Here is a 19,011-nt window from a genome sequence, read left to right as displayed (position 1 = left end):
CGGACTGTTGATATGAGTAACAACCTGATCGAAATCCGTGACCTCAGCGTGGCCTTCAGCGGCCAGACCGTGGTGCGTAACCTGTGTCTGGACATCCGCCCCGGTGAATGCCTGGCGCTGGTGGGTGAGTCGGGTTCCGGCAAATCGGTGACCGCGCACTCGATTCTGCAATTGCTGCCCGAGACCGGCACCGAAACCACCGGCAGCATCCGCTATCGTGGCAAGGAGCTGCTCGGCGCCTCATCGAAGGTGTTGCGGGAGTTGCGCGGTAACCGCATTGCGATGATCTTCCAGGAGCCGATGACCTCGCTCAATCCGCTGCACAGCATTGAAAAGCAGATCGGCGAAACCCTGCTGCTGCACAAGGGTCTGACCGGCAAAGCCGCGCAGGCGCGGATTCTGGAGTTGCTGCACCTCGTGGGCATCCAGAAGCCCAAAGAACGGCTCAAGGCTTATCCGCATCAACTTTCCGGCGGGCAACGGCAACGGGTGATGATCGCGATGGCACTGGCCTGCGAGCCGGAGTTGCTGATCGCCGACGAACCCACCACCGCGCTCGACGTTACGGTGCAGCGCAAGATCCTGATCCTGCTCAAGTCCCTGCAACAACGGCTCGGCATGTCATTGTTGCTGATCAGCCACGACCTCAATCTGGTGCGCAGCATCGCTCAGCGCGTGTGCGTGATGAAAGCCGGGGAAATCGTTGAACAAGCGCCGTGCGAAACGCTGTTCACCGAGCCGAAACACCCCTACAGCTGCGTGCTGCTGAACGCCGAACCGGAAGGCCAGGCGCTGCCCCGGGACGAGCGCGAGAATGTTCTGGAAGTGGACAATCTTTGCGTGCGCTTCGCCCTCAGTGGCGGACTGTTTCAGCGCAAAACGTACTTGCAGGCCGTGGACGGCATCAGCCTGAATGTCCAGCGTGGCAAGACATTGGGCATTGTCGGTGAATCCGGCTCGGGCAAGTCGACGCTCGGCCAGGCGATCCTGCGTCTGCTCGACTCCGAAGGCAGTATTCGTTTTCAGGGTGAAGCGCTGGACGGTTTGACACAAAAGCAGCTGCGGCCGTGGCGCAAGAAAATGCAGGTGGTGTTCCAGGACCCTTTCGGCAGCCTGAGCCCACGAATGTCCGTGGCGCAGATCATCAGTGAAGGCCTGGAGGTGCATAGCCAGTTGACGGCGGAGGAATGCAAGGCCGAAGTGATTCGGGCACTGGAGGAAGTCGGTCTCGACCCGCAAAGTCGTCATCGCTATCCCCACGAATTCTCCGGTGGCCAGCGCCAACGCATCGCCATCGCCCGGGCACTGGTGCTGAAACCGGCACTGATCCTGCTCGACGAACCGACCTCGGCGCTGGACCGCACGGTGCAAAAACAGGTGGTTGCCCTGCTTCGCCAGCTCCAGGAAAAACACGGCCTGACGTACCTGTTTATCAGCCACGACCTGGCGGTGGTGCGCGCCCTCGCCCACGACATGATCGTGATCAAGGACGGCAAGGTGGTGGAAAGTGGTGCCAGCCACGACGTGTTTGATTCGCCGCAGCATCCGTACACCAAAGAGCTGTTGGCGGCGGCGCATCTGCAGTAGGCATAATCCAGTGCCCGGCTTTGGACCGAGCCGCCGCCGTCGCGGGCAAGCCCGCCTCCCACAGGTTCTGCGGTGCTCACCAATACAGTGGTCACACCGCGACACCTGTGGGAGCCGGGCTTGCCCGCGATGGCGTCAGTACAAGCAATACACAATCAGGATCAGCCGACATGAACACCACCGAAAGCCTCAAGGATTACCAGCGCGTTCGCCTGCTGGCGATCCGTTCGCTGTTCGAGATCATCGAGCAGTCCAGCGAAGGCACGGTGATTGTCGATCGCGACGCGAACATCGTCTGGATGAACGAACGTTACGCCCGACGCTTCGGCCTGGAGTCGGCGCAAGTGGCGATCGGCAAGGCCTGCGAAAGCGTGATCCCCGGCAGCCTGCTGCGTGAGGTGGTGCGCACCGGACGGCCGATTCTGCTCGACATGCAGGACACCCCCAAAGAACCGTTGGTGGTGATGCGCCTGCCGATCCACGACGACGCCGGCGTGGTGATCGGCGCGATTGGCTTTGCGTTGTTCGATGAGTTGCGCAGCCTTTCGCCGATGCTCAAGCGCTACATGAGCATGCAGGAGGAACTGGCCTCCACCCGCTCGCTGCTGCGCGCGCGGCAAACCAAATACAACTTCGCCCATTTTATCGGCACCAGCGCGGCCAGCCTCGAAGTCAAACGCCGGGCCCGGCGCAGCGCCAGTGCTGACTCTCCGGTTTTGCTGCTGGGCGAAACCGGCACCGGCAAAGAGCTGCTGGCGCAGGCGATTCACGGGGCGTCGCCGCGTGCGCACAAGGCGTTCGTCAGCATCAACAGCGCAGCGATTCCCGAGGCGCTGCTCGAGGCCGAATTCTTCGGCACCGCCCCCGGCGCGTTTACCGGTGCCGATCGCAAGGGCCGCGTCGGCAAGTTGCAGATTGCCCAGGGCGGCACGCTGTTTCTCGATGAGATCGGCGACATGCCACTGCCGCTGCAAAGCAAGTTGCTGCGGGTGCTGCAGGAAAAGGAATTCGAACCGGTCGGGTCCAACGAAGTGATTCAGAGCGATGTGCGGGTGATCGCCGCGACCTCCACCGACCTTGAAGCCGCGATCAAACGCGGCGAGTTTCGCGCCGACTTGTATTACCGCCTCAATGTGCTGCCGATCCAGGTGCCGCCGCTGCGTGATCGTCTCGACGATTTGCCGGCACTCAGTGAAGCCATCCTTGAGGAGTTGCGCAGTCAGCACGAACTGAACCGCGAGGCGCTGGCGTTGCTGGCTGAACACGCCTGGCCGGGGAATATTCGCGAGTTGCGCAATGTGCTGGAACGGGCGGCATTGCTCAGTGACGATCTGATGTTGAATGCCATGGATATCCGCACGGCGATTGGCACGTTCACGCCGGTGGAGCGTGTAGCGCCGTTGAAGGCTGCGTCACACGAGACGTTTAGTGAAGCGCGTGAACGATTTGACCGGCAACTGATTGAATCGGCCCTCGCGCAATGCGGAGGCAAGGTGATTGAAGCGGCGGCACGGTTGGGGCTTGGGCGGTCGACGTTGTACAAGAAAATGGTGGCGTTGGGGATTGTCGAGTCTCTTTAAAGAGACATTAATCTCCATTGCTGGACATGCCCTTGGAGCGCTGCGCGCTCATCGCCGGCAAGCCGGCTCCTGCAGGTTTGGTGGTGTGAATGCGATCTCGTGTAGGAGCCGGCTTGCCGGCGATGAGGCCATCAACATCACAAAAATCTCAAAATAGAGACATATCTTTTAGTCCGCCTCTAAAAAACCCATAAAAATCCTTATATTTCAACATGTTGCATGTCTGGCACGAAACTCGCTAAAGCCCTCCCCACACAGTTTCACCCCACAAAAATAACAATCCAGGAGACACACCATGAGTGTGATCATTGCCTTGGCAGCTCTCGCGCTGCTGATGCTTGCGGCCTACCGTGGCTACAGCGTTATCCTCTTTGCCCCGATTGCCGCCCTCGGCGCCGTTCTGCTCACCGATCCTTCCGCCGTCGCCCCCGCCTTCACCGGGGTGTTCATGGAAAAAATGGTCGGCTTCATCAAACTGTATTTCCCGGTGTTCCTGCTCGGTGCGGTGTTCGGCAAACTGATTGAGTTGTCGGGTTTCTCGCGTTCCATCGTGGCGGCAGCGATTCGCTTGCTCGGCACCCGTCAGGCAATGCTGGTGATCGTGCTGGTCTGCGCCCTGCTCACTTACGGCGGCGTGTCGCTGTTTGTGGTGGTGTTTGCGGTCTACCCGTTCGCGGCCGAAATGTTCCGCCAGAGCAATATTCCCAAGCGCCTGATCCCGGCGACCATCGCCCTCGGCGCCTTCTCGTTCACCATGGACGCCTTGCCCGGCACCCCGCAAATCCAGAACATCATCCCCAGCACCTTCTTCAACACCACCGCGTGGGCGGCGCCGTGGCTGGGTTTGATCGGCTCAATCTTCGTGGTCTGCGCCGGCATGTTGTTTCTGCAGCGCCAACGCAACAAGGCTCAGCTTTCGGGTGAAGGCTACGGCACCGAACTGCGCAACGAGCCGGAAACCGCTGCTGACATCAAACTTCCCAATCCGTGGATCGCGCTGTCGCCGCTGTTGGCCGTCGGCATCATGAACCTGTTGTTTACCCAGTGGATTCCCCAGTGGTACGGCAAGACCCACAGCCTCGCGCTGCCCGGCATGGCGGCACCGGTGACCACCGAAGTCGCCAAACTCACAGCCATCTGGGCGGTTCAGGCAGCCTTGCTGGTCGGCATCATCATGGTGCTGGTGTTCGGCTTCCAGGCGATTCGCGGCAAGTTGGCCGAAGGCAGCAGAAGTGCGGTCAGCGGTTCTTTGCTGGCAGCGATGAACACCGCGTCGGAGTACGGTTTTGGTGCGGTGATCGCCTCGCTTCCGGGCTTCCTGGTGCTGGCCGACTGGCTCAAAAGCATTCCCAACCCGCTGGTCAACGAAGCGATTACCGTGACCCTGCTGGCCGGCATCACCGGCTCCGCCTCGGGCGGCATGAGCATCGCGCTGGCCGCCATGGCCAATGACTTCATCGCCGCAGCCCATGCAGCCAACATCCCTCTGGAGGTGCTGCACCGGGTGGCCGCGATGGCCAGTGGCGGGATGGACACCCTGCCGCACAACGGCGCAGTCATCACCTTGCTGGCGGTCACCGGCCTGACCCACCGCGAAGCCTACAAAGACATTTTCTGTATTACGCTGATCAAGACCCTGGCGGTTTTTGTGGTGATCGGTACTTTCTACGCCACTGGCATTGTGTGAGGTATTCATGACGACTCTTTCGGGCAAGACCGCTCTGGTCACCGGTTCCACCAGCGGCATCGGCCTGGGCATCGCCCTCAGCCTGGCCAAGGCGGGCGCCAACCTGATTCTCAACGGTTTCGGCGATGCCTCGACAGTGATTGCCGAGGTCGAACAGTTCGGCGGCAAGGTCGGTCATCACCCCGCCGATGTCAGCGACCCGGCGCAGATTGCCGACATGATCGCCTACGCCGAGCGCGAGTTCGGTGGCGTGGACATTCTGGTCAACAACGCCGGCATTCAGCACGTGGCGGCGGTGGAAGATTTTCCCGTGGAGCGCTGGGATTCGATCATTGCGATCAACCTGTCGTCGGTGTTTCACAGCACCCGTTTGAGCCTGCCGGGCATGCGCGCCAAGGGGTGGGGCCGGGTTATCAATATCGCCTCGGTGCATGGCCAGGTGGGTTCGGTGGGCAAGGCAGCGTACGTCGCGGCCAAGCACGGGGTGATCGGTTTGACCAAAGTGGTCGGCCTGGAAACAGCCACCACGAATGTGACCTGCAACGCAATCTGTCCGGGCTGGGTGTTGACCCCGTTGGTGCAGAAGCAGATTGACGACCGCATCGCCAAAGGGGTTGATCCGCAGCAGGCGCAGCACGATTTACTCGCCGAAAAGCAGCCGTCGCTGGAGTTCGTCACGCCGCCGCAACTGGGGGAACTGGTGCTGTTTTTGTGCAGCGAGGCCGGCAGCCAGGTGCGCGGTGCGGCGTGGAATATCGATGGTGGGTGGTTGGCGCAGTAATCTGCCACTGGACCGCGTTATCGTTCATCGCTGGCAAGCCAGCTCCTACAGGTCATGCGTCGCTCATGAAAACACCGATAACCTGTAGGAGCTGGCTTGCCAGCGATTGGATCTCGAGATAAAAAAAAGAGGCAAAAAATGTCCGACATCCTCTGGCAGCCTGACACCAAACGCATCGGCAAGACCCGCATGGAGGCCTTTCGGCACTCCATCAATCAGCGACACCACCTCGACATTGCCGACTATGCAGCCCTGCACCAATGGTCCATCGATCAACGGGTCGACTTCTGGCAGGCCATCGTCGATTTCTTCGACATCCGCTTCCACACGCAACCGCACGCCGTGCTGATTGAAGGCGAGCACATGCCCAGCGCCCAGTGGTTTCCCGGTGCGACGCTGAACTTCGCCGAACACCTGCTGCGCCGACGTGACGATGCCGTCGCCGTGATCGCCATCGGCGAAAATGGTCAGCGCGAACAACTGACCTGGGCCGAACTGGCCGAGCATGTCGCCGGTTTCCAGAACAGCTTGATCGCCGCCGGTGTCGGCCTCGGCGACCGCGTCGCAGCGTGCATGCCGAACACCTGGCAAACCCTGGTCGCCATGCTTGCCACTACCAGCCTCGGGGCAATCTGGTCCTGCTCCTCGCCGGATTTCGGCACCCAGGGCGTCATCGACCGCTTCGGCCAGATCGAACCGACAGTGCTGATCGCCTGCGCCGGTTACCGTTATGCCGGCAAAGACATCGACCAGCGCGCCAAGGTCAACGAAATCCTTGAACGCCTGCCCTCACTGCAACAGCTGATCGTGGTGCCTTACGCACGCCCCCAGGCGCGCATCGAAGACTTCCGTACCCACGCGGACGTGACACTTTGGGAGGCGTTCTACGAACCGGGCGGCGAACCGGAGTTCGTCGCCGTACCCTTCGCCCATCCGCTGTACATCCTCTATTCCAGTGGCACCACCGGCGTGCCCAAATGCATCATCCACAGCACCGGCGGCGTGCTGTTGCAACACGTCAAGGAACACGGCCTGCATTGCGATCTCGGGCCCGGCGACCGGTTGTTTTACTACACCACCTGCGGCTGGATGATGTGGAACTGGCTGGTGTCGGCCCTGGCCGTGGACAGCGCCGTGGTGCTGTACGACGGCTCGCCCTTTCATCCCGGCCCGGAGCGCTTGATCGACCTGATCGACGACGAGCGCATCAGCGTGTTCGGCACCAGCCCCAAATACCTCGCGACCCTGGAAAGCAACGGCGTGAAGCCGCGGCAAACTCATGATCTGGGCAGCCTTGAAACGCTGCTGTGCACCGGCTCTGCGCTGTCGCCGCAAAGCTACGACTACGTCTACCGCGACCTCAAGGCCGACGTGTGCCTGGCGTCGATGTCCGGTGGCACCGACATCGTTTCATGCTTCGTAAACGGCAATCCGTTGTTGGCCGTGCGTCGCGGCGAAATCCAGGGCAAGAGCCTCGGTATGGCCGTCGAGGTCTGGAACGATGCCGGTCTTGCGGTCATTGGCGAAAAAGGTGAACTGGTCTGCACCCGACATTTCCCGGCCATGCCCATCGGCCTGTGGAACGACCCGACCGGGGAAAAGCTGCGCGCCTCTTACTTCAGCCTGTTCCCCGGCGTCTGGGCCCAGGGCGATTACGCCGAACAACTGGCTCACGGCGCGATGATGATCCACGGGCGTTCGGACGCGGTCCTCAACCCCGGTGGCGTGCGCATCGGTACGGCGGAGATTTACCGTCAGGTGGAGAAAGTCCCGCAGGTCACCGACAGCGTGGCCATCGGCCAGCAATGGCAGGACGACGTGCGCGTGGTGCTGTTCGTGCGCCTGGTCGAGGGGGTCGAACTGGACGAGGCGCTGCAACAGCAGATTCGCCAGGTCATCCGCGCCAACACCACGCCGCGCCACGTACCGGCGAAGATTGTCGCGGTGACCGACATTCCGCGCACGATCAGCGGCAAAGTGGTCGAGTTGGCGGTGAGGAATGTGGTGCAGGGCGAGCCGGTGAAAAACACCGATGCGCTGGCCAATCCCGAAGCGTTGGAGCAATTCCGCAATCGCCCCGAGCTCAACACCTGAAACACGCCCGCTTTGCAGGAGCCGGCGCCTGCAGAGGGGGATATGGGTCAGTCCATCAGGCCCCATTCGCCGGGCGGAGCATGGGGGCCGGGTGACGCTTCGGCATGCAGCTTCAGCCGCAGGCGCAAGTTGTTCACCGAATCAGCATGTTTCAACGCCTCTTCTTCATCGATCGCACCTTCGATCACCAATGCGTACAGCGCGCAATCAAACGTCTGCATGCCCTGCTCCGTCGACTTTTCCATGATGCCTTTGAGCTCGTCGAATTCATTGCGCCGTATCAGGTCGCCAATGGTCGGCGTGCCCAGCATCACCTCTACCGCCGCCCTGCGTTGTCCGTCACGGGTGCGCACCAGACGTTGGGAAACGAACGCTTTAAGATGGTTGCCCAAGTCATGCAGCAGTTGTGTCCGCCGTTCTTCCGGAAACAAATTGATAATGCGATCCAGCGCCTGATGGGCGTTATGGGCATGTAACGTAGAAATCACCAAATGCCCGGTGTCGGCAAACGCCAGCGCGTGTTCCAGGGTCTCGCGATCGCGGATCTCGCCGATCAGCACCACGTCGGGTGCCTGGCGCAGGGTGTTTTTCAACGCTGCACGAAAACTGCGGGTATCGACGCCGACCTCGCGTTGATTGATGATCGATTTTTTGTGCCGGTGGATGTACTCGATCGGGTCTTCAATGGTGACGATATGGCCGCTGCTATGACGGTTGCGGTAATCGATCAACGCCGCCAGTGAGGTCGACTTGCCCGAGTTGGTGGCGCCGACGAACAGCATCAGCCCTTGTTTGAGCATCACCGTTTCCAACAATACGCTGGGCAACTTGAGGTCTTCGAAACGCGGAATGTCGAGTTTGATATTGCGCACCACAATCGACACCTCGTTGCGTTGCTTGAAAATATTGACCCGAAAACGCCCGACACCCGCCATAGAGATTGCCAGGTTCATCTCCAGCTCTCGATCGAACTCCAGTCGCTGTTCGGCGTCCATGATGGACGCGGCAATCGCGGCGATTTCCCCCGGTTTGAACGGCTGATCGGACAAGGATCTGATTACGCCGTCGAACCGTGCGCAGGGTGGCGCGCCGGTGGACAGGTACAAATCGGACCCTTCCTGGCTGGACAGGATCTTCAACAGCGCATCGATTTCCATGGCAAAAAGCACTCGCGAAGCATTCAATGAACAGAGATGACCGAGAAAACCGGTCATTCAGCGTCTACCTCCCCTAGGATAGTAGACGCCGTCACACCGACCGACGTGCAGGACACCTTGATGAACGCAACATTCACCGGCAGCGATGCCCAGGCCTTGATTGCCAGACTGGACTGGACACGCACCCCACTCGGCGCCGCCAGTGCCTGGCCGCAGAGCCTGCGCACGGCGGTGGACATCGTGATTCATTCACCGATGCCGATGCTGTTGCTCTGGGGGCCGGAACTCACGCAGATCTATAACGACGGCTTCGCCCTGCTGGCCGGCAGCAAGCATCCGCACGCTTTCGGACAACCGACGCACCAGATCTGGCCAGAACTCAAAGACTTTACCGACCCGATTTACAGCGCCGTCCTACAAGGCCAGGTGCGGACCTACAGCGAACAGCGCTTCACCCTGCAACGTGAGGGGGATGATTCCGACTTCTGGCTGGATTTGACCTACAGTCCGATCCGCGATGAACACGCCGAGGTCGCCGGGATTCTGGTCACGGCCATCGAAACCAACGAACGCCGGCGCATTGCTCTCGAACTGGAGCAGCGTTCGGCCGCCAGCCTGAAAGCTCAGCGCGAGACCGAGGAACGCCTGCAACTGGCGCTGGCCGCCACCGACGCGGTCGGCACCTGGGACTGGGACATCAGCGAAGACCGCTTCATCGCCGATGCGCATTTCGCCCAATTGCACGGCATCGACCCGCTACTCGCCAGCCAGTTGCCCATCAGTGCTTATCTCGAAGCGGTGCACCCGGAAGACCGCTCGATGGTCACTCGCGGTATCAAGCAGTGCATTACCCACGGCAGCGAATACGCCGAGGAATATCGCCTGTTGCAACCCGACGGCCAGTTGCACTGGGTATTTGCCCGGGGCCGTTGCTACAAGGACCACCATGGCCGGCCGATCCGTTTCCTCGGCGCCGCGCTGGACCTGACCGAACGAAAACACATCGAACAGGCCTTGCGCCAGAGTCAGACCGAGCTGCAACTGATCATCAACGCCATGCCGATCCTGATCAGTTACGTCGACAGCGAAGAACGCTTTCGCCTGAACAACGCGGCCTACCTCGACTGGTATGGCCTGACTCCTCAGGAGCTTTACGGTCGGACCATTCATGAGGTGCTGGGGGAAGAAGCCTACGCCTTGCGCGCCGAATACATCGCCGACGCACTGGCGGGCACAACCTGCTGCTTCAGCATCAGCACGCCGCACCGCGATGGCAGCACCCGCCAAGCCTTGATGAATTATCTGCCGCGCCACGGGCCGGATGGCGCGGTGAACGGTTTCTACATCTTCGTCATCGACGAAACCGTGCGCAAACAGACCGAAGAAGCCTTGCGCAACCTCAATGAAACCCTTGAGGAACGCGTCGCCGCCCGCACCCAGCAATTGGCCGAAGCCAACCAGCGCCTGCAGAACGAAATGTTCGAACGCGAGCGTGCCGAAGACGCCTTGCGGCATGCGCAAAAAATGGAAGCGGTCGGCCAGCTCACCGGTGGCATCGCCCATGACTTCAACAACATGCTCACCGGGATCATCGGCAGCCTTGACCTGATGCAGCGCTACATCGCCGAGGGGCGTACCGCCGAGATCGGCCGTTTCACCGAAGCGGCAGTGTCGTCGGCCAATCGCGCGGCCGCCCTGACCCATCGCCTGCTCGCCTTCTCCCGGCGCCAGTCGCTGGACCGCAAGCCGCTGAACGCCAACGAGCTGATTCATTCTCTGGAAGACTTGCTCAGCCGTACCAAGGGCGATCACATCGAACTGAAAATGCAATTGGCCGATGAGGCATGGCCGATCAGCACCGATGTCAGCCAACTGGAAAACGCCCTGCTCAACCTGGTGATCAATGCACGGGATGCCATGCCTGATGGCGGCGAGTTGCGCATCGAAACCGCCAATGTCTATCTGGACAGCAGTGACATAAACACTCTGGAACCGGTCAAGGCCGGCGATTATCTGATGATCGCCGTCAGTGACAACGGCACCGGCATGACCCCCAAAGTGTTGGCCAAGGCGTTCGATCCATTCTTCACCACCAAACCTATCGGCCAGGGCACGGGGTTGGGTTTGTCGATGATCTACGGTTTTGCCCAGCAGTCGGGTGGCCACGTGAGCCTGTTCAGCCTGCCCGGCCAGGGCACCAGCGTGCGCCTGTTCTTGCCGCGATTGCACGGCGTGGAGCAGAAAGATGTGCTGTCACCGACCATCGGCGAAGCGCCGTCGGCGATGGCCGGGGAAACCGTGGTGTTGGTCGAAGACGATCCGGCGGTGCGCATGCTGGTATTCGATCTGCTCAAGGAGCTGGGTTATCACGCCCACGAGGCCGAAGATGCGAAGGCGGCCCTGCCCCTGCTCGAATCCGGTCTGCGGATTGATCTGCTGGTAACCGATGTCGGGCTGCCGGGCATGAACGGTCGGCAACTGGCAGAAATCGCCCGTCAGCACCGTCCCGAGCTCAAAGTGCTGTTCATGACCGGTTACGCGGAAATGGCCGCCGAGCGCCAGGGTTTCCTTGAAGAAGGCATGGACATGGTGGCCAAACCATTTTCGGTTGACCTGCTGGCCAACAAGATTCGCACGATGATCGGCCAACCCGAGTGAGTTAAGGCATAATCGCGCGCCCCGCTGGCACCCACATAGCCACCACCGTTGCAAGGTACCTGCCCCAATGAAAGCGCAAGCCCGCCATATTCTGGTGAAAACCTCGGAAGAAGCCGAGCAGCTCAAACAACGCATCGCCAAGGGCGAAGCCTTCGATGTGCTGGCCAAGAAGTATTCCACCTGCCCGTCCGGCAAGCGCGGCGGTGATCTCGGTGAAGTACGGCCCGGGCAGATGGTCGGGGTGATTGATGCGGTGATTTTCAAAAAACCGTTGCGGGTGGTGCATGGGCCGATCAAGAGCAAGTTCGGCTATCACCTGGTGCAGGTGTTTTATCGCGATTGATGGGTTGGCTTAAGGGCCTCATCGCTGGCAAGCCAGCTCCCACAGATTTGCGTTGACCACGCATATGCGTACGACACAACCCTTGTGGGAGCTGGCTTGCCAGCGATCCGGTGGCGCAGCCAGCGGCCATTCAACCCTTATCGGGGAATCAACGCCCCCGGCACCTGAATCACCCGGCTCGCCAACCGATGACCGGCCTGCGCCGCTTCGACCGGGCTACCGCCCTTGAGCCGGCTGGCCAGGTACGCCGCACTGAACGAATCCCCCGCCGCCGTGGTGTCCACCACCCGTTCAACGCGCTGCGCAGGGACTTCGAACGACTCACCCTCACAGCGAATCAGGCAGGCTTCGGCGCCGCGTTTGAGCACCACTTCCGGTGTACCCACCTGCTCGTAAGCAGCAAACACCGCGTCACAATCGGAAAAATGGAACAGCGCCTGCTCGTCATCGACGGTCAGCAACGCCAGATCGACATACGGCAACACCCTGCGATACGCCGCCCGAGCCTCCTCGATCGACGCCCACAGACGTGGCCGGTAGTTGTTATCAAACACAATCCGCGCATCCCGCTGCCGCGCTTCGATCAGGGTTTCCAGCAACTTCTCCCGACCTTGCACGCCGAGCACCGCCAGGGTGATACCGCTGAAGTACAGCACGTCGTAATCCGGCAGCGCCGCGAGGATCGGCGCGGCGGCCGGGGTGGTGAAGCAATCGCGGACGGCGGCTTCGTTGCGCCAATAGAGAAAACGCCGTTCACCGGCGGCGTCGGTCTGGATGCAGTACAAACCGGGCAAGCGACCGGGTAAACGCTGGACCCTGTCCAGGCCAATGTTTTCGGCGGCCCAGCTTTGGCACATGGCATCGCTGAAGCTGTCATCGCCCAGCGCGGTGACGTAATCCACCGAACCGGCCGTGCCCAGTTCCCGAGACAGGTAGACCGCGGTGTTCAAGGTATCGCCGCCGAAGCTCTGTTGCAGACTGCCGTCGGCGCGGTGTTGCAACTCGATCATGCATTCGCCGATCAGGGCGATGCGCGGGATGTTGGGGCCGAGGGTGTTGATGGTGTTCATGTGTGGGGTCTCTGGCGTTGCAATGCTGTCTGGTCGGCCGTCATCGCGGGCAAGCCCGCTCCCACAGGTTTCGTGTGTACGCATATTCTGCGTTCGACATGGAACTGTGGGAGCGGGCTTGCCCGCGATTGCAGCACCTCGGTTTCAAGGCTAGAAACAGGTTTCCATGGTTTCGATGACATTCAATTGCTCATCCACCAGACAACCCGTGCGCCACTTGTCGAACGTCAGGCACGGGTGCGACGTGCCGAACGAAATAATGTCGCCCACCCGCAGCTCAACCCCCGGCGCGACGATCATGAATGCATGCTGATCCATCACCGCCGTCACCTTGCAGGCACTGACGTCGTCACCCGTTGCCGGCACCACACCGGCCTTGTAACGCAGCAACGGCACCGGCAGACCGGCGTCATAGGCCACATCGCGCTTGCCCAGAGCGATCACCGCAAAACCCGGTTCCGGCAACGATTGCACATGCGCCCAGACTTCCAGCGCCGGGCGCAAGCCTTCGTGCAGGTCGCTGCGCCGGTCAAGCACGCAACATTGCGCTTCTTTATAAATGCCATGGTCGTGAGCCACGTAACTTCCCGGGCGCAACACGCTGAGGAAACGGCCGCCGGCGTTCTGTGCTTCGAACGACTCGGCGATCAGGTCGTACCAGGCCGAGCCCGACGCCGTGATGATCGGTTTGGCAATGGCGAAGGCGCCGCTGTCCTGCAACTGCACCGCCAGGCGCACCAGCGACGCGGCGAACTCACGAATGCCGGCGACCGCATGATCACCGTGAATCACGCCTTCGTAACCTTCGATGCCCGTCAGCGCCAATGCCGGTTGGGCGCTGATGGCTTTGGCCAGGGCGATCACTTCCTCTTCGGACCGGCAACCGCAACGGCCACCCACCACGCCGTACTCGATCATCACGTTCAGGCGCACACCGCGCGCGGCGAAATACGCGCCGAGGTCAGCGACGTTGTCCGGATGATCGACCATGCAATGGAACTCGAACGTCGGGTCCGCCAGCAGGTCGGCGATCAGCGCCATGTTCGGCGTCCCCACCAGTTGGTTGGCCATCAACACCCGTCGCACGCCATGGGCGTACGCCGCACGGGTTTGCGTGGCGCTGGCCAGGGTAATGCCCCAGGCACCCGCGTCCAGTTGGCGGCGAAACAGCGCCGGGGTCATGCTGGTTTTACCGTGCGGCGCGAGTTCGGCGCCGCTGTTGCTGACGAACGCCTGCATCCAGCGAATGTTGTGTTCCAGCGCCGCGCGATGCAGCACCAGCGCCGGCAGGCTGACGTCACGCACCAGGTTGGCACCGGCCTGGGCAAAGCCCTTTTCCACGGCGGCAGAATTTGGGGCAGAAGACATGGTCGAACTCCTCACATTTTCGCGGCCGCGAACAGCCGCTGTTATTCGTTAATGCGACGGGCCAGGCGGTTGGCGTTGTCGATCAACACCCGGCGATAGTCGTTGTAATGCGTCTTGGCATCGGCCCGCGGGGCGACGATGCACAGGGTCGCAATGGCCACGCCGTTCGGGTCTTTGACCGGGGCGGCGAAGCAATGGGTAAAGGTGTCGGCGACGCTATCGAAGGAGAAAAACCCGTCGATACCGGCCTGACGGATTTCCCCGAGAAACTGCTCCAGCGGCAGGCGTTCGCCGTTGGGCAGGATGAAGTCGTCGTGATCGATCAGGTCGATGATTTCCTGGTCGCTCAGGTGCGCCAGCAACAGGCGCCCGGACGCGGTCCAGGGGATCGGGGCGTTCTCGCCGATGTCCGAGGAAATGCGGAAATGCCGCTCGCCCTCCTTCATCAATGCCACCGTGTATTTACGCCCGTTGAGCAGGCACATCTGCGCGGTTTCATGGGTCTGGCTGACGATTTCCTGCAAGGCGTGATCGGCCTCGCGGGTCAGGTCGAAATGACGCAAATGCGCCTGCCCGAGGAAGTACAGCTGACGACCGAGATAGACGTGACCGTCCTTGCCCACAGGCTCGAGAATCCGTCGTTCCAGCAGCGAGGCCACCAGTTCGTAGACCGTGGATTTCGGGCTGCCGATGCCACTGGCGATTTCATTCGGGCGCAGGGGCTGGCCGATTTCCTTGAGGAAATCGAGGATATCGAACGCCCGGTCCAGACCGCGTGCCCGGCGCTTGATGGTGTCTTCGGTCATGTTTCAAAATTCCCATTCAAAGTGCCGGGAGTTTAACCAGAGTGCCGTGTTGACCGTTAGGCCGCCTTCGCGAGCAAGCCCGCTCCCACATTGGAATGCGTTCTATCTGTGGGAGCGGGCTTGCTCGCGAAGAATTCACCGCAACTCTCAGGCCTTTTTCTTGTACGCAATGCAGTCGATCTCGACCTTGCAGTCGACCATCATGTTCGCCTGCACACAGGCGCGAGCCGGGGCGTGTTCGGGTTTGAAGTACTCGGAGAACACCTTGTTGAAACTGGTGAAATCCCGCGGATCTTCCAGCCACACCCCGGCACGCACCACGTCTTCCAGGCCATAACCAGCCTCTTCGAGAATCGCGATCAGGTTCTTCATGGTCTGGTGGGTCTGCTCGACAATGCCGCCCACAATGATCTCGCCATCCACCGCAGGCACCTGGCCGGAAACATGCAGCCAGCCATCGGCTTCAACGGCGCGAGCGAATGGACGAGGCTGGCCGCCAGCGGCGGTGCTGCCGGTGCCGTAACGAGTAATGCTCATGAGTGTTTCTCCTGATTGAAAGGTGGACGTTTTAAAACCGCGTGTTCTTGAGAAATTCCGCAAGGCGCGGCGATTGCGGGCGTTCGAACAGCTCCTTGGGTGGCCCCTGCTCTTCGATCCGCCCCTGATTCATGAAAACGATCTTGTCCGAGACCTCGAACGCAAATCGCATTTCGTGGGTCACCAGCAACATGGTCATGCCTTCATCCGCCAGGCCCTTGATCACGTTCAGCACTTCGCCCACCAGTTCCGGGTCGAGGGCCGAAGTGACTTCGTCGAACAGCATCAGGCTCGGGTTCATCGCAATCGCCCGGGCAATCGCTACGCGCTGCTGCTGACCGCCGGACAACTGACCGGGATAGTGATCACGGCGCTCCAGCAAACCGACGCGCTCGAGCCATTTCTGGGCGAGCGCGACAGCCTCGTCCTTGTGCAGCTTTTTGACCTTGAGCAAACCGAGGGTGACGTTCTGCAACGCCGTCAGGTGCGGAAACAGGTTGAACTGCTGGAACGCCATGCCGGTCATGGCCCGATGCCGGGCAATGACTTTTTCCGGGTGGCGGACACGCTTGCCGTTGACCTCGTCGTAGCCGATGGATTCGCCATCGAGCACGATCTGCCCGCCCTGGAATTCTTCGAGCATGTTCACGCAACGCAACAGCGTGGTCTTGCCCGAACCGCTGGAACCGATCAGCGTGACCACATTGCCGCGTTGCAGGGTCAGGTCGACGCCCTTGAGCACTTCGAGCTTGCCGTACTGTTTGTGCAGGCCGCGAATGTCCAGCAGGGCCTGAGCGTTTTGAGCGTCTTGTACGTTAGAGAGCGAAGGTTGAGTCATGGCAAGGCCACCCGCTTTTCAATTTGCCGGCCGAGTAATTCGATGGCGTAGTTGATGACGAAAAACAGAAATCCGGCGAACAGGTAAAACTCCAGCGTCATGAAGGTCCGGGCGATGATCTGCTGGGTGCTGAGCAGCAATTCGGCGACACCGATCACCGACAGCAGCGTCGAGGCCTTGACGATCTCGGTCGAGGAATTGACCCAGGTCGGCAAGATCTGCCGCAGCGCCTGAGGCAACAACACGTAACCGAGCGATTGATAAAACGTCAGGCCAATCGCCTTGCTCGCCTCCATCTGCCCGCTGGGCAATGCTTGCAGCGCCCCACGCACAATCTCGGCGACGTGCGAGCCGCAAAACAGCGTCAGCCCCAAGGCACCGGCCTGGAACGCGCTGATCTGCCAACCCAGCGCCGGCGCCATATAGAAGCAGGCCAGCACCAGCACAAACACCGGCGTGCCGCGAATAATGTCCACATAAAAACGGAACGGCGCGCGCATCCAGAACTTGCCGTAGGTCAGCACCAGACCGGCAACAATGCCGACCATCGTGCCCAGCAAAATCGCCAGGGCCGAGACCTGCACACTGGTCAGGAAGCCTTGCCACAACACTTCACGGGCAACCCATAACTCATGCAACCAACTGGGTGATTCGTACATGAGGGCCTCCTATCGGCGGATCGCCAGACGCTGTTCGAGGTAACGCAGCATCATGGCAATGAGGTAACAGGCCGCAACATAGAGCGCTGTGGTCACCAGCCAGGTTTCAATCACCCGGTAGCTCTCGACATTGATCTTGCGCGCGTAATAGGTCAGCTCCGGCACGGCAATCGCCGCCGCCAGCGAGGTGTCCTTGAACAGCGAAATGAAGTTGTTCGACAAGGCCGGCAGCACGTTGCGCAACATCACCGGCACGGTGACGTACGCCTTGACCTGCCACTCGCCGAGCCCGATGGCCAGCCCGGCTTCGCGCTGGCCCTTGGGGATGCTCAACAGCCCGCCACGGAACACTTCGGTCAGGTACGCCCCGGCATACAACGACAGGGTGATGATGAACGACGGGATCTTGTCCAGCCGAATCCCCAGGCTCGGCAACGCGAAGTAGATCAACAGAATCAACACCAGAATCGGCGTATTACGGATCACCGTCACATACACCGACGCCATCACCCGAAGCGCGCGGTGCTTTGAAAGCAAAGCAAACGCCATCATCAGGCCGATCACGCAACCGATGGCGATCGACACCAGCGCCAGCTCCAGGCCCAGACCGAGCCCCGCCAGCAAGGTGTCGAAATCGCGCCACACGGCGGCAAAATTCAACTGATAGTTCATGGTCAGCAGTACCTTGAACGGGGCGCGTTATGGGCGCCCCACTCTCACGGGGTCATTTGAATTCGACGGGGAAACCAATCGCGGGTGTTGGCAAATCGACACCGAACCACTGCTTGAAGGACGCCGCGTAGGTCGGGAATTCAACGCCGGTCATGGCTTCATGCAACGTGGTGTTGACGAAGTTCAGCCAGTCCTGGTCGCCGCGTTTAACCGCGCACGCGTAGGTTTGCGGGCTCCAGGCGTAAGCCGGGCTGCGATAGCGGCCGGGGTTCTGCACCATCAGGTACTTGACCGAAGACTGGTCGGTGGCAGCAGCGTCGGCACGGCCGGAGTTCACGGCCTGGTACATCAGGTCGACGCTGTCGTACTGATCGACCTTGGCTTTGGGCAGCGCCTGGTGCACCAGTTCTTCGGCGTAAACGTTCTGCAGCACGGCCACGGTCACGCTGTCATTGGCCGCTTTGAGGTCTTCGATTTCCTTGTACTTGCTGTTGGCCGGCAACAGCAGGCCGACACCTTCGCGGTAGTACGGCAACGTGAAGGCCACTTGCTGCGCACGGCTGGCGGTCACGGTAATGAACTGGCAACTCATGTCGACCTTGTCGGTCAGCAGGTTGGGAATCCGCGCATCGGACGACTGCACCACAAACTCGACCTTGCTCGGATCGTTAAACAACCCTTTGGCGACCATCCGCCCGATGTCGATATCGAACCCCTGCAACTTGCCGTCCGCCCCCTGAAAATGCCACGGCGCATTGGTACTGCCCGTGCCTACGATCAGTTTCCCACGGGCCAGCACGCTATCGAGCTTGCTGTCGGCCGCCTGGGCAACGCCCATGGCAGCAGCCGAAGCTGCAAAGAGAAAAACACACGCTTTAAACAAGGAAGGTCGGCGATGCATGGCAAGCACTCCAGGATGATGTGTATTCCGCTATACCGGAACCCAGTATGTAACAACGGAACAGACAGCAGAAAGTGTGCCACAGGTCATGGAGAGAATGTTGGTGAGATTGAAAAGCTTTTGGAATCAGAGGGATGCGCGAACGCGCGGAAAAGGTGTTACGGAACGCGCAGAGGGGAAGCGCTACCGTTGGCTACGGAGGGCGGGTATCAGGTTCACAATGGGTGCTTCAGTGCCCATACAAGAGCATCCGTTACGCGCACAACTACCCGC

At 60.7% G+C, this 19,011-nt stretch carries 16 protein-coding genes; 7 read left to right on the top strand and 9 right to left on the bottom strand.

All coding sequences use genetic code 11. From position 1 onward, the window contains the following. Positions 1-12: 12 nt before the first annotated feature. The 5 genes from ACI77H_RS27800 (at position 13) to ACI77H_RS27780 (ending at position 7,729) form a co-directional block, all read left to right on the top strand. Positions 13-1,587: an ABC transporter ATP-binding protein gene (locus ACI77H_RS27800; RefSeq protein WP_407014976.1), complete on the top strand. Its 1,575-nt coding sequence runs from the start codon at positions 13-15 to the stop codon at positions 1,585-1,587. 170 nt (positions 1,588-1,757) lie between these two features. After that, positions 1,758-3,167: a sigma-54 interaction domain-containing protein gene (locus tag ACI77H_RS27795; RefSeq protein WP_407014975.1), complete on the top strand. Its 1,410-nt coding sequence runs from the start codon at positions 1,758-1,760 to the stop codon at positions 3,165-3,167. Between the two features lie 295 nt (positions 3,168-3,462). After that, positions 3,463-4,854, top strand: a complete 1,392-nt coding sequence (locus tag ACI77H_RS27790; RefSeq protein ID WP_407014973.1) for a GntP family permease — start codon at positions 3,463-3,465, stop codon at positions 4,852-4,854. A gap of 7 nt (positions 4,855-4,861) precedes the next feature. After that, positions 4,862-5,635 (top strand): 3-hydroxybutyrate dehydrogenase, encoded by a 774-nt coding sequence (gene hbdH / locus ACI77H_RS27785; RefSeq protein WP_150630047.1) that lies wholly within the window; start codon positions 4,862-4,864, stop codon positions 5,633-5,635. A 138-nt stretch (positions 5,636-5,773) separates the two neighbouring features. Continuing rightward, on the top strand, positions 5,774-7,729 hold the full coding sequence (locus ACI77H_RS27780) for an acetoacetate--CoA ligase (protein WP_407014972.1): 1,956 nt from the start codon (positions 5,774-5,776) through the stop codon (positions 7,727-7,729). Positions 7,730-7,776: 47 nt separating this feature from the next. Here ACI77H_RS27780 and ACI77H_RS27775 read toward each other — a convergent pair whose 3' ends face one another. Next, positions 7,777-8,886, bottom strand: a complete 1,110-nt coding sequence (locus ACI77H_RS27775) for a PilT/PilU family type 4a pilus ATPase (RefSeq protein ID WP_407015009.1) — start codon at positions 8,884-8,886, stop codon at positions 7,777-7,779. Between the two features lie 120 nt (positions 8,887-9,006). On the opposite strand from ACI77H_RS27775, the gene ACI77H_RS27770 reads away from it, so the two are divergent. Further along, complete coding sequence (locus tag ACI77H_RS27770) at positions 9,007-11,544, top strand: PAS domain-containing protein (RefSeq protein ID WP_407014970.1); 2,538 nt, start codon at positions 9,007-9,009, stop codon at positions 11,542-11,544. Between the two features lie 67 nt (positions 11,545-11,611). After that, complete coding sequence (locus ACI77H_RS27765; RefSeq protein ID WP_007898282.1) at positions 11,612-11,887, top strand: peptidylprolyl isomerase; 276 nt, start codon at positions 11,612-11,614, stop codon at positions 11,885-11,887. Between the two features lie 137 nt (positions 11,888-12,024). Here ACI77H_RS27765 and ACI77H_RS27760 read toward each other — a convergent pair whose 3' ends face one another. From ACI77H_RS27760 to ACI77H_RS27725, 8 genes are all read right to left on the bottom strand, one after another. Continuing rightward, positions 12,025-12,957 carry a sugar kinase gene (locus ACI77H_RS27760; protein WP_407014969.1) on the bottom strand — a complete coding sequence of 311 codons (933 nt, stop codon included), beginning with the start codon at positions 12,955-12,957 and terminating at the stop codon, positions 12,025-12,027. Between the two features lie 150 nt (positions 12,958-13,107). Next, the gene (locus ACI77H_RS27755) at positions 13,108-14,325 is read right to left on the bottom strand and encodes an amino acid deaminase (RefSeq protein ID WP_407014967.1); all 1,218 of its coding nucleotides are present in this window, start codon (positions 14,323-14,325) and stop codon (positions 13,108-13,110) included. 41 nt (positions 14,326-14,366) lie between these two features. After that, entirely contained in the window at positions 14,367-15,131 is a 765-nt protein-coding gene (locus tag ACI77H_RS27750) for an IclR family transcriptional regulator (protein ID WP_008033782.1), read from the bottom strand. A gap of 147 nt (positions 15,132-15,278) precedes the next feature. Then, entirely contained in the window at positions 15,279-15,668 is a 390-nt protein-coding gene (locus tag ACI77H_RS27745; RefSeq protein WP_407014966.1) for a RidA family protein, read from the bottom strand. 31 nt (positions 15,669-15,699) lie between these two features. After that, positions 15,700-16,506: an amino acid ABC transporter ATP-binding protein gene (locus ACI77H_RS27740; protein ID WP_407014964.1), complete on the bottom strand. Its 807-nt coding sequence runs from the start codon at positions 16,504-16,506 to the stop codon at positions 15,700-15,702. Beyond that, a complete protein-coding gene (locus ACI77H_RS27735; RefSeq protein WP_407014962.1) occupies positions 16,503-17,165 on the bottom strand; it encodes an amino acid ABC transporter permease in 663 nt (220 codons plus the stop codon). Before ACI77H_RS27735 ends, ACI77H_RS27740 begins: the two co-directional genes overlap by 4 nt. A 9-nt stretch (positions 17,166-17,174) precedes the next feature. Beyond that, entirely contained in the window at positions 17,175-17,837 is a 663-nt protein-coding gene (locus ACI77H_RS27730) for an amino acid ABC transporter permease (protein ID WP_008033038.1), read from the bottom strand. Between the two features lie 52 nt (positions 17,838-17,889). After that, a complete protein-coding gene (locus ACI77H_RS27725) occupies positions 17,890-18,738 on the bottom strand; it encodes a transporter substrate-binding domain-containing protein (RefSeq protein ID WP_407014961.1) in 849 nt (282 codons plus the stop codon). Positions 18,739-19,011: the final 273 nt, after the last annotated feature.

The sequence above is a fragment of the Pseudomonas sp. O230 genome (genome assembly GCF_045447035.1).
Classification (GTDB): Bacteria; Pseudomonadota; Gammaproteobacteria; order Pseudomonadales; family Pseudomonadaceae; genus Aquipseudomonas.
Note: the sequence above shows the minus strand (reverse complement) of the source record. Positions and strands in the feature narration are given on the sequence as shown.

Bases quoted from the DNA above. Each gene is read 5' to 3' on its own strand.
- hbdH (WP_150630047.1), top strand. From the start codon at position 4,862: ATGACGACTCTTTCGGGCAAGACCGCTCTGGTCACCGGTTCCACCAGC.
- ACI77H_RS27750 (WP_008033782.1), bottom strand. From the start codon at position 15,131: ATGACCGAAGACACCATCAAGCGCCGGGCACGCGGTCTGGACCGGGCG.
- ACI77H_RS27770 (WP_407014970.1), top strand. From the start codon at position 9,007: ATGAACGCAACATTCACCGGCAGCGATGCCCAGGCCTTGATTGCCAGA.
- ACI77H_RS27800 (WP_407014976.1), top strand. From the start codon at position 13: ATGAGTAACAACCTGATCGAAATCCGTGACCTCAGCGTGGCCTTCAGC.
- ACI77H_RS27745 (WP_407014966.1), bottom strand. From the start codon at position 15,668: ATGAGCATTACTCGTTACGGCACCGGCAGCACCGCCGCTGGCGGCCAG.
- ACI77H_RS27780 (WP_407014972.1), top strand. From the start codon at position 5,774: ATGTCCGACATCCTCTGGCAGCCTGACACCAAACGCATCGGCAAGACC.
- ACI77H_RS27795 (WP_407014975.1), top strand. From the start codon at position 1,758: ATGAACACCACCGAAAGCCTCAAGGATTACCAGCGCGTTCGCCTGCTG.
- ACI77H_RS27730 (WP_008033038.1), bottom strand. From the start codon at position 17,837: ATGAACTATCAGTTGAATTTTGCCGCCGTGTGGCGCGATTTCGACACC.
- ACI77H_RS27790 (WP_407014973.1), top strand. From the start codon at position 3,463: ATGAGTGTGATCATTGCCTTGGCAGCTCTCGCGCTGCTGATGCTTGCG.
- ACI77H_RS27775 (WP_407015009.1), bottom strand. From the start codon at position 8,886: ATGGAAATCGATGCGCTGTTGAAGATCCTGTCCAGCCAGGAAGGGTCC.
- ACI77H_RS27725 (WP_407014961.1), bottom strand. From the start codon at position 18,738: ATGCATCGCCGACCTTCCTTGTTTAAAGCGTGTGTTTTTCTCTTTGCA.
- ACI77H_RS27755 (WP_407014967.1), bottom strand. From the start codon at position 14,325: ATGTCTTCTGCCCCAAATTCTGCCGCCGTGGAAAAGGGCTTTGCCCAG.
- ACI77H_RS27740 (WP_407014964.1), bottom strand. From the start codon at position 16,506: ATGACTCAACCTTCGCTCTCTAACGTACAAGACGCTCAAAACGCTCAG.
- ACI77H_RS27735 (WP_407014962.1), bottom strand. From the start codon at position 17,165: ATGTACGAATCACCCAGTTGGTTGCATGAGTTATGGGTTGCCCGTGAA.
- ACI77H_RS27765 (WP_007898282.1), top strand. From the start codon at position 11,612: ATGAAAGCGCAAGCCCGCCATATTCTGGTGAAAACCTCGGAAGAAGCC.
- ACI77H_RS27760 (WP_407014969.1), bottom strand. From the start codon at position 12,957: ATGAACACCATCAACACCCTCGGCCCCAACATCCCGCGCATCGCCCTG.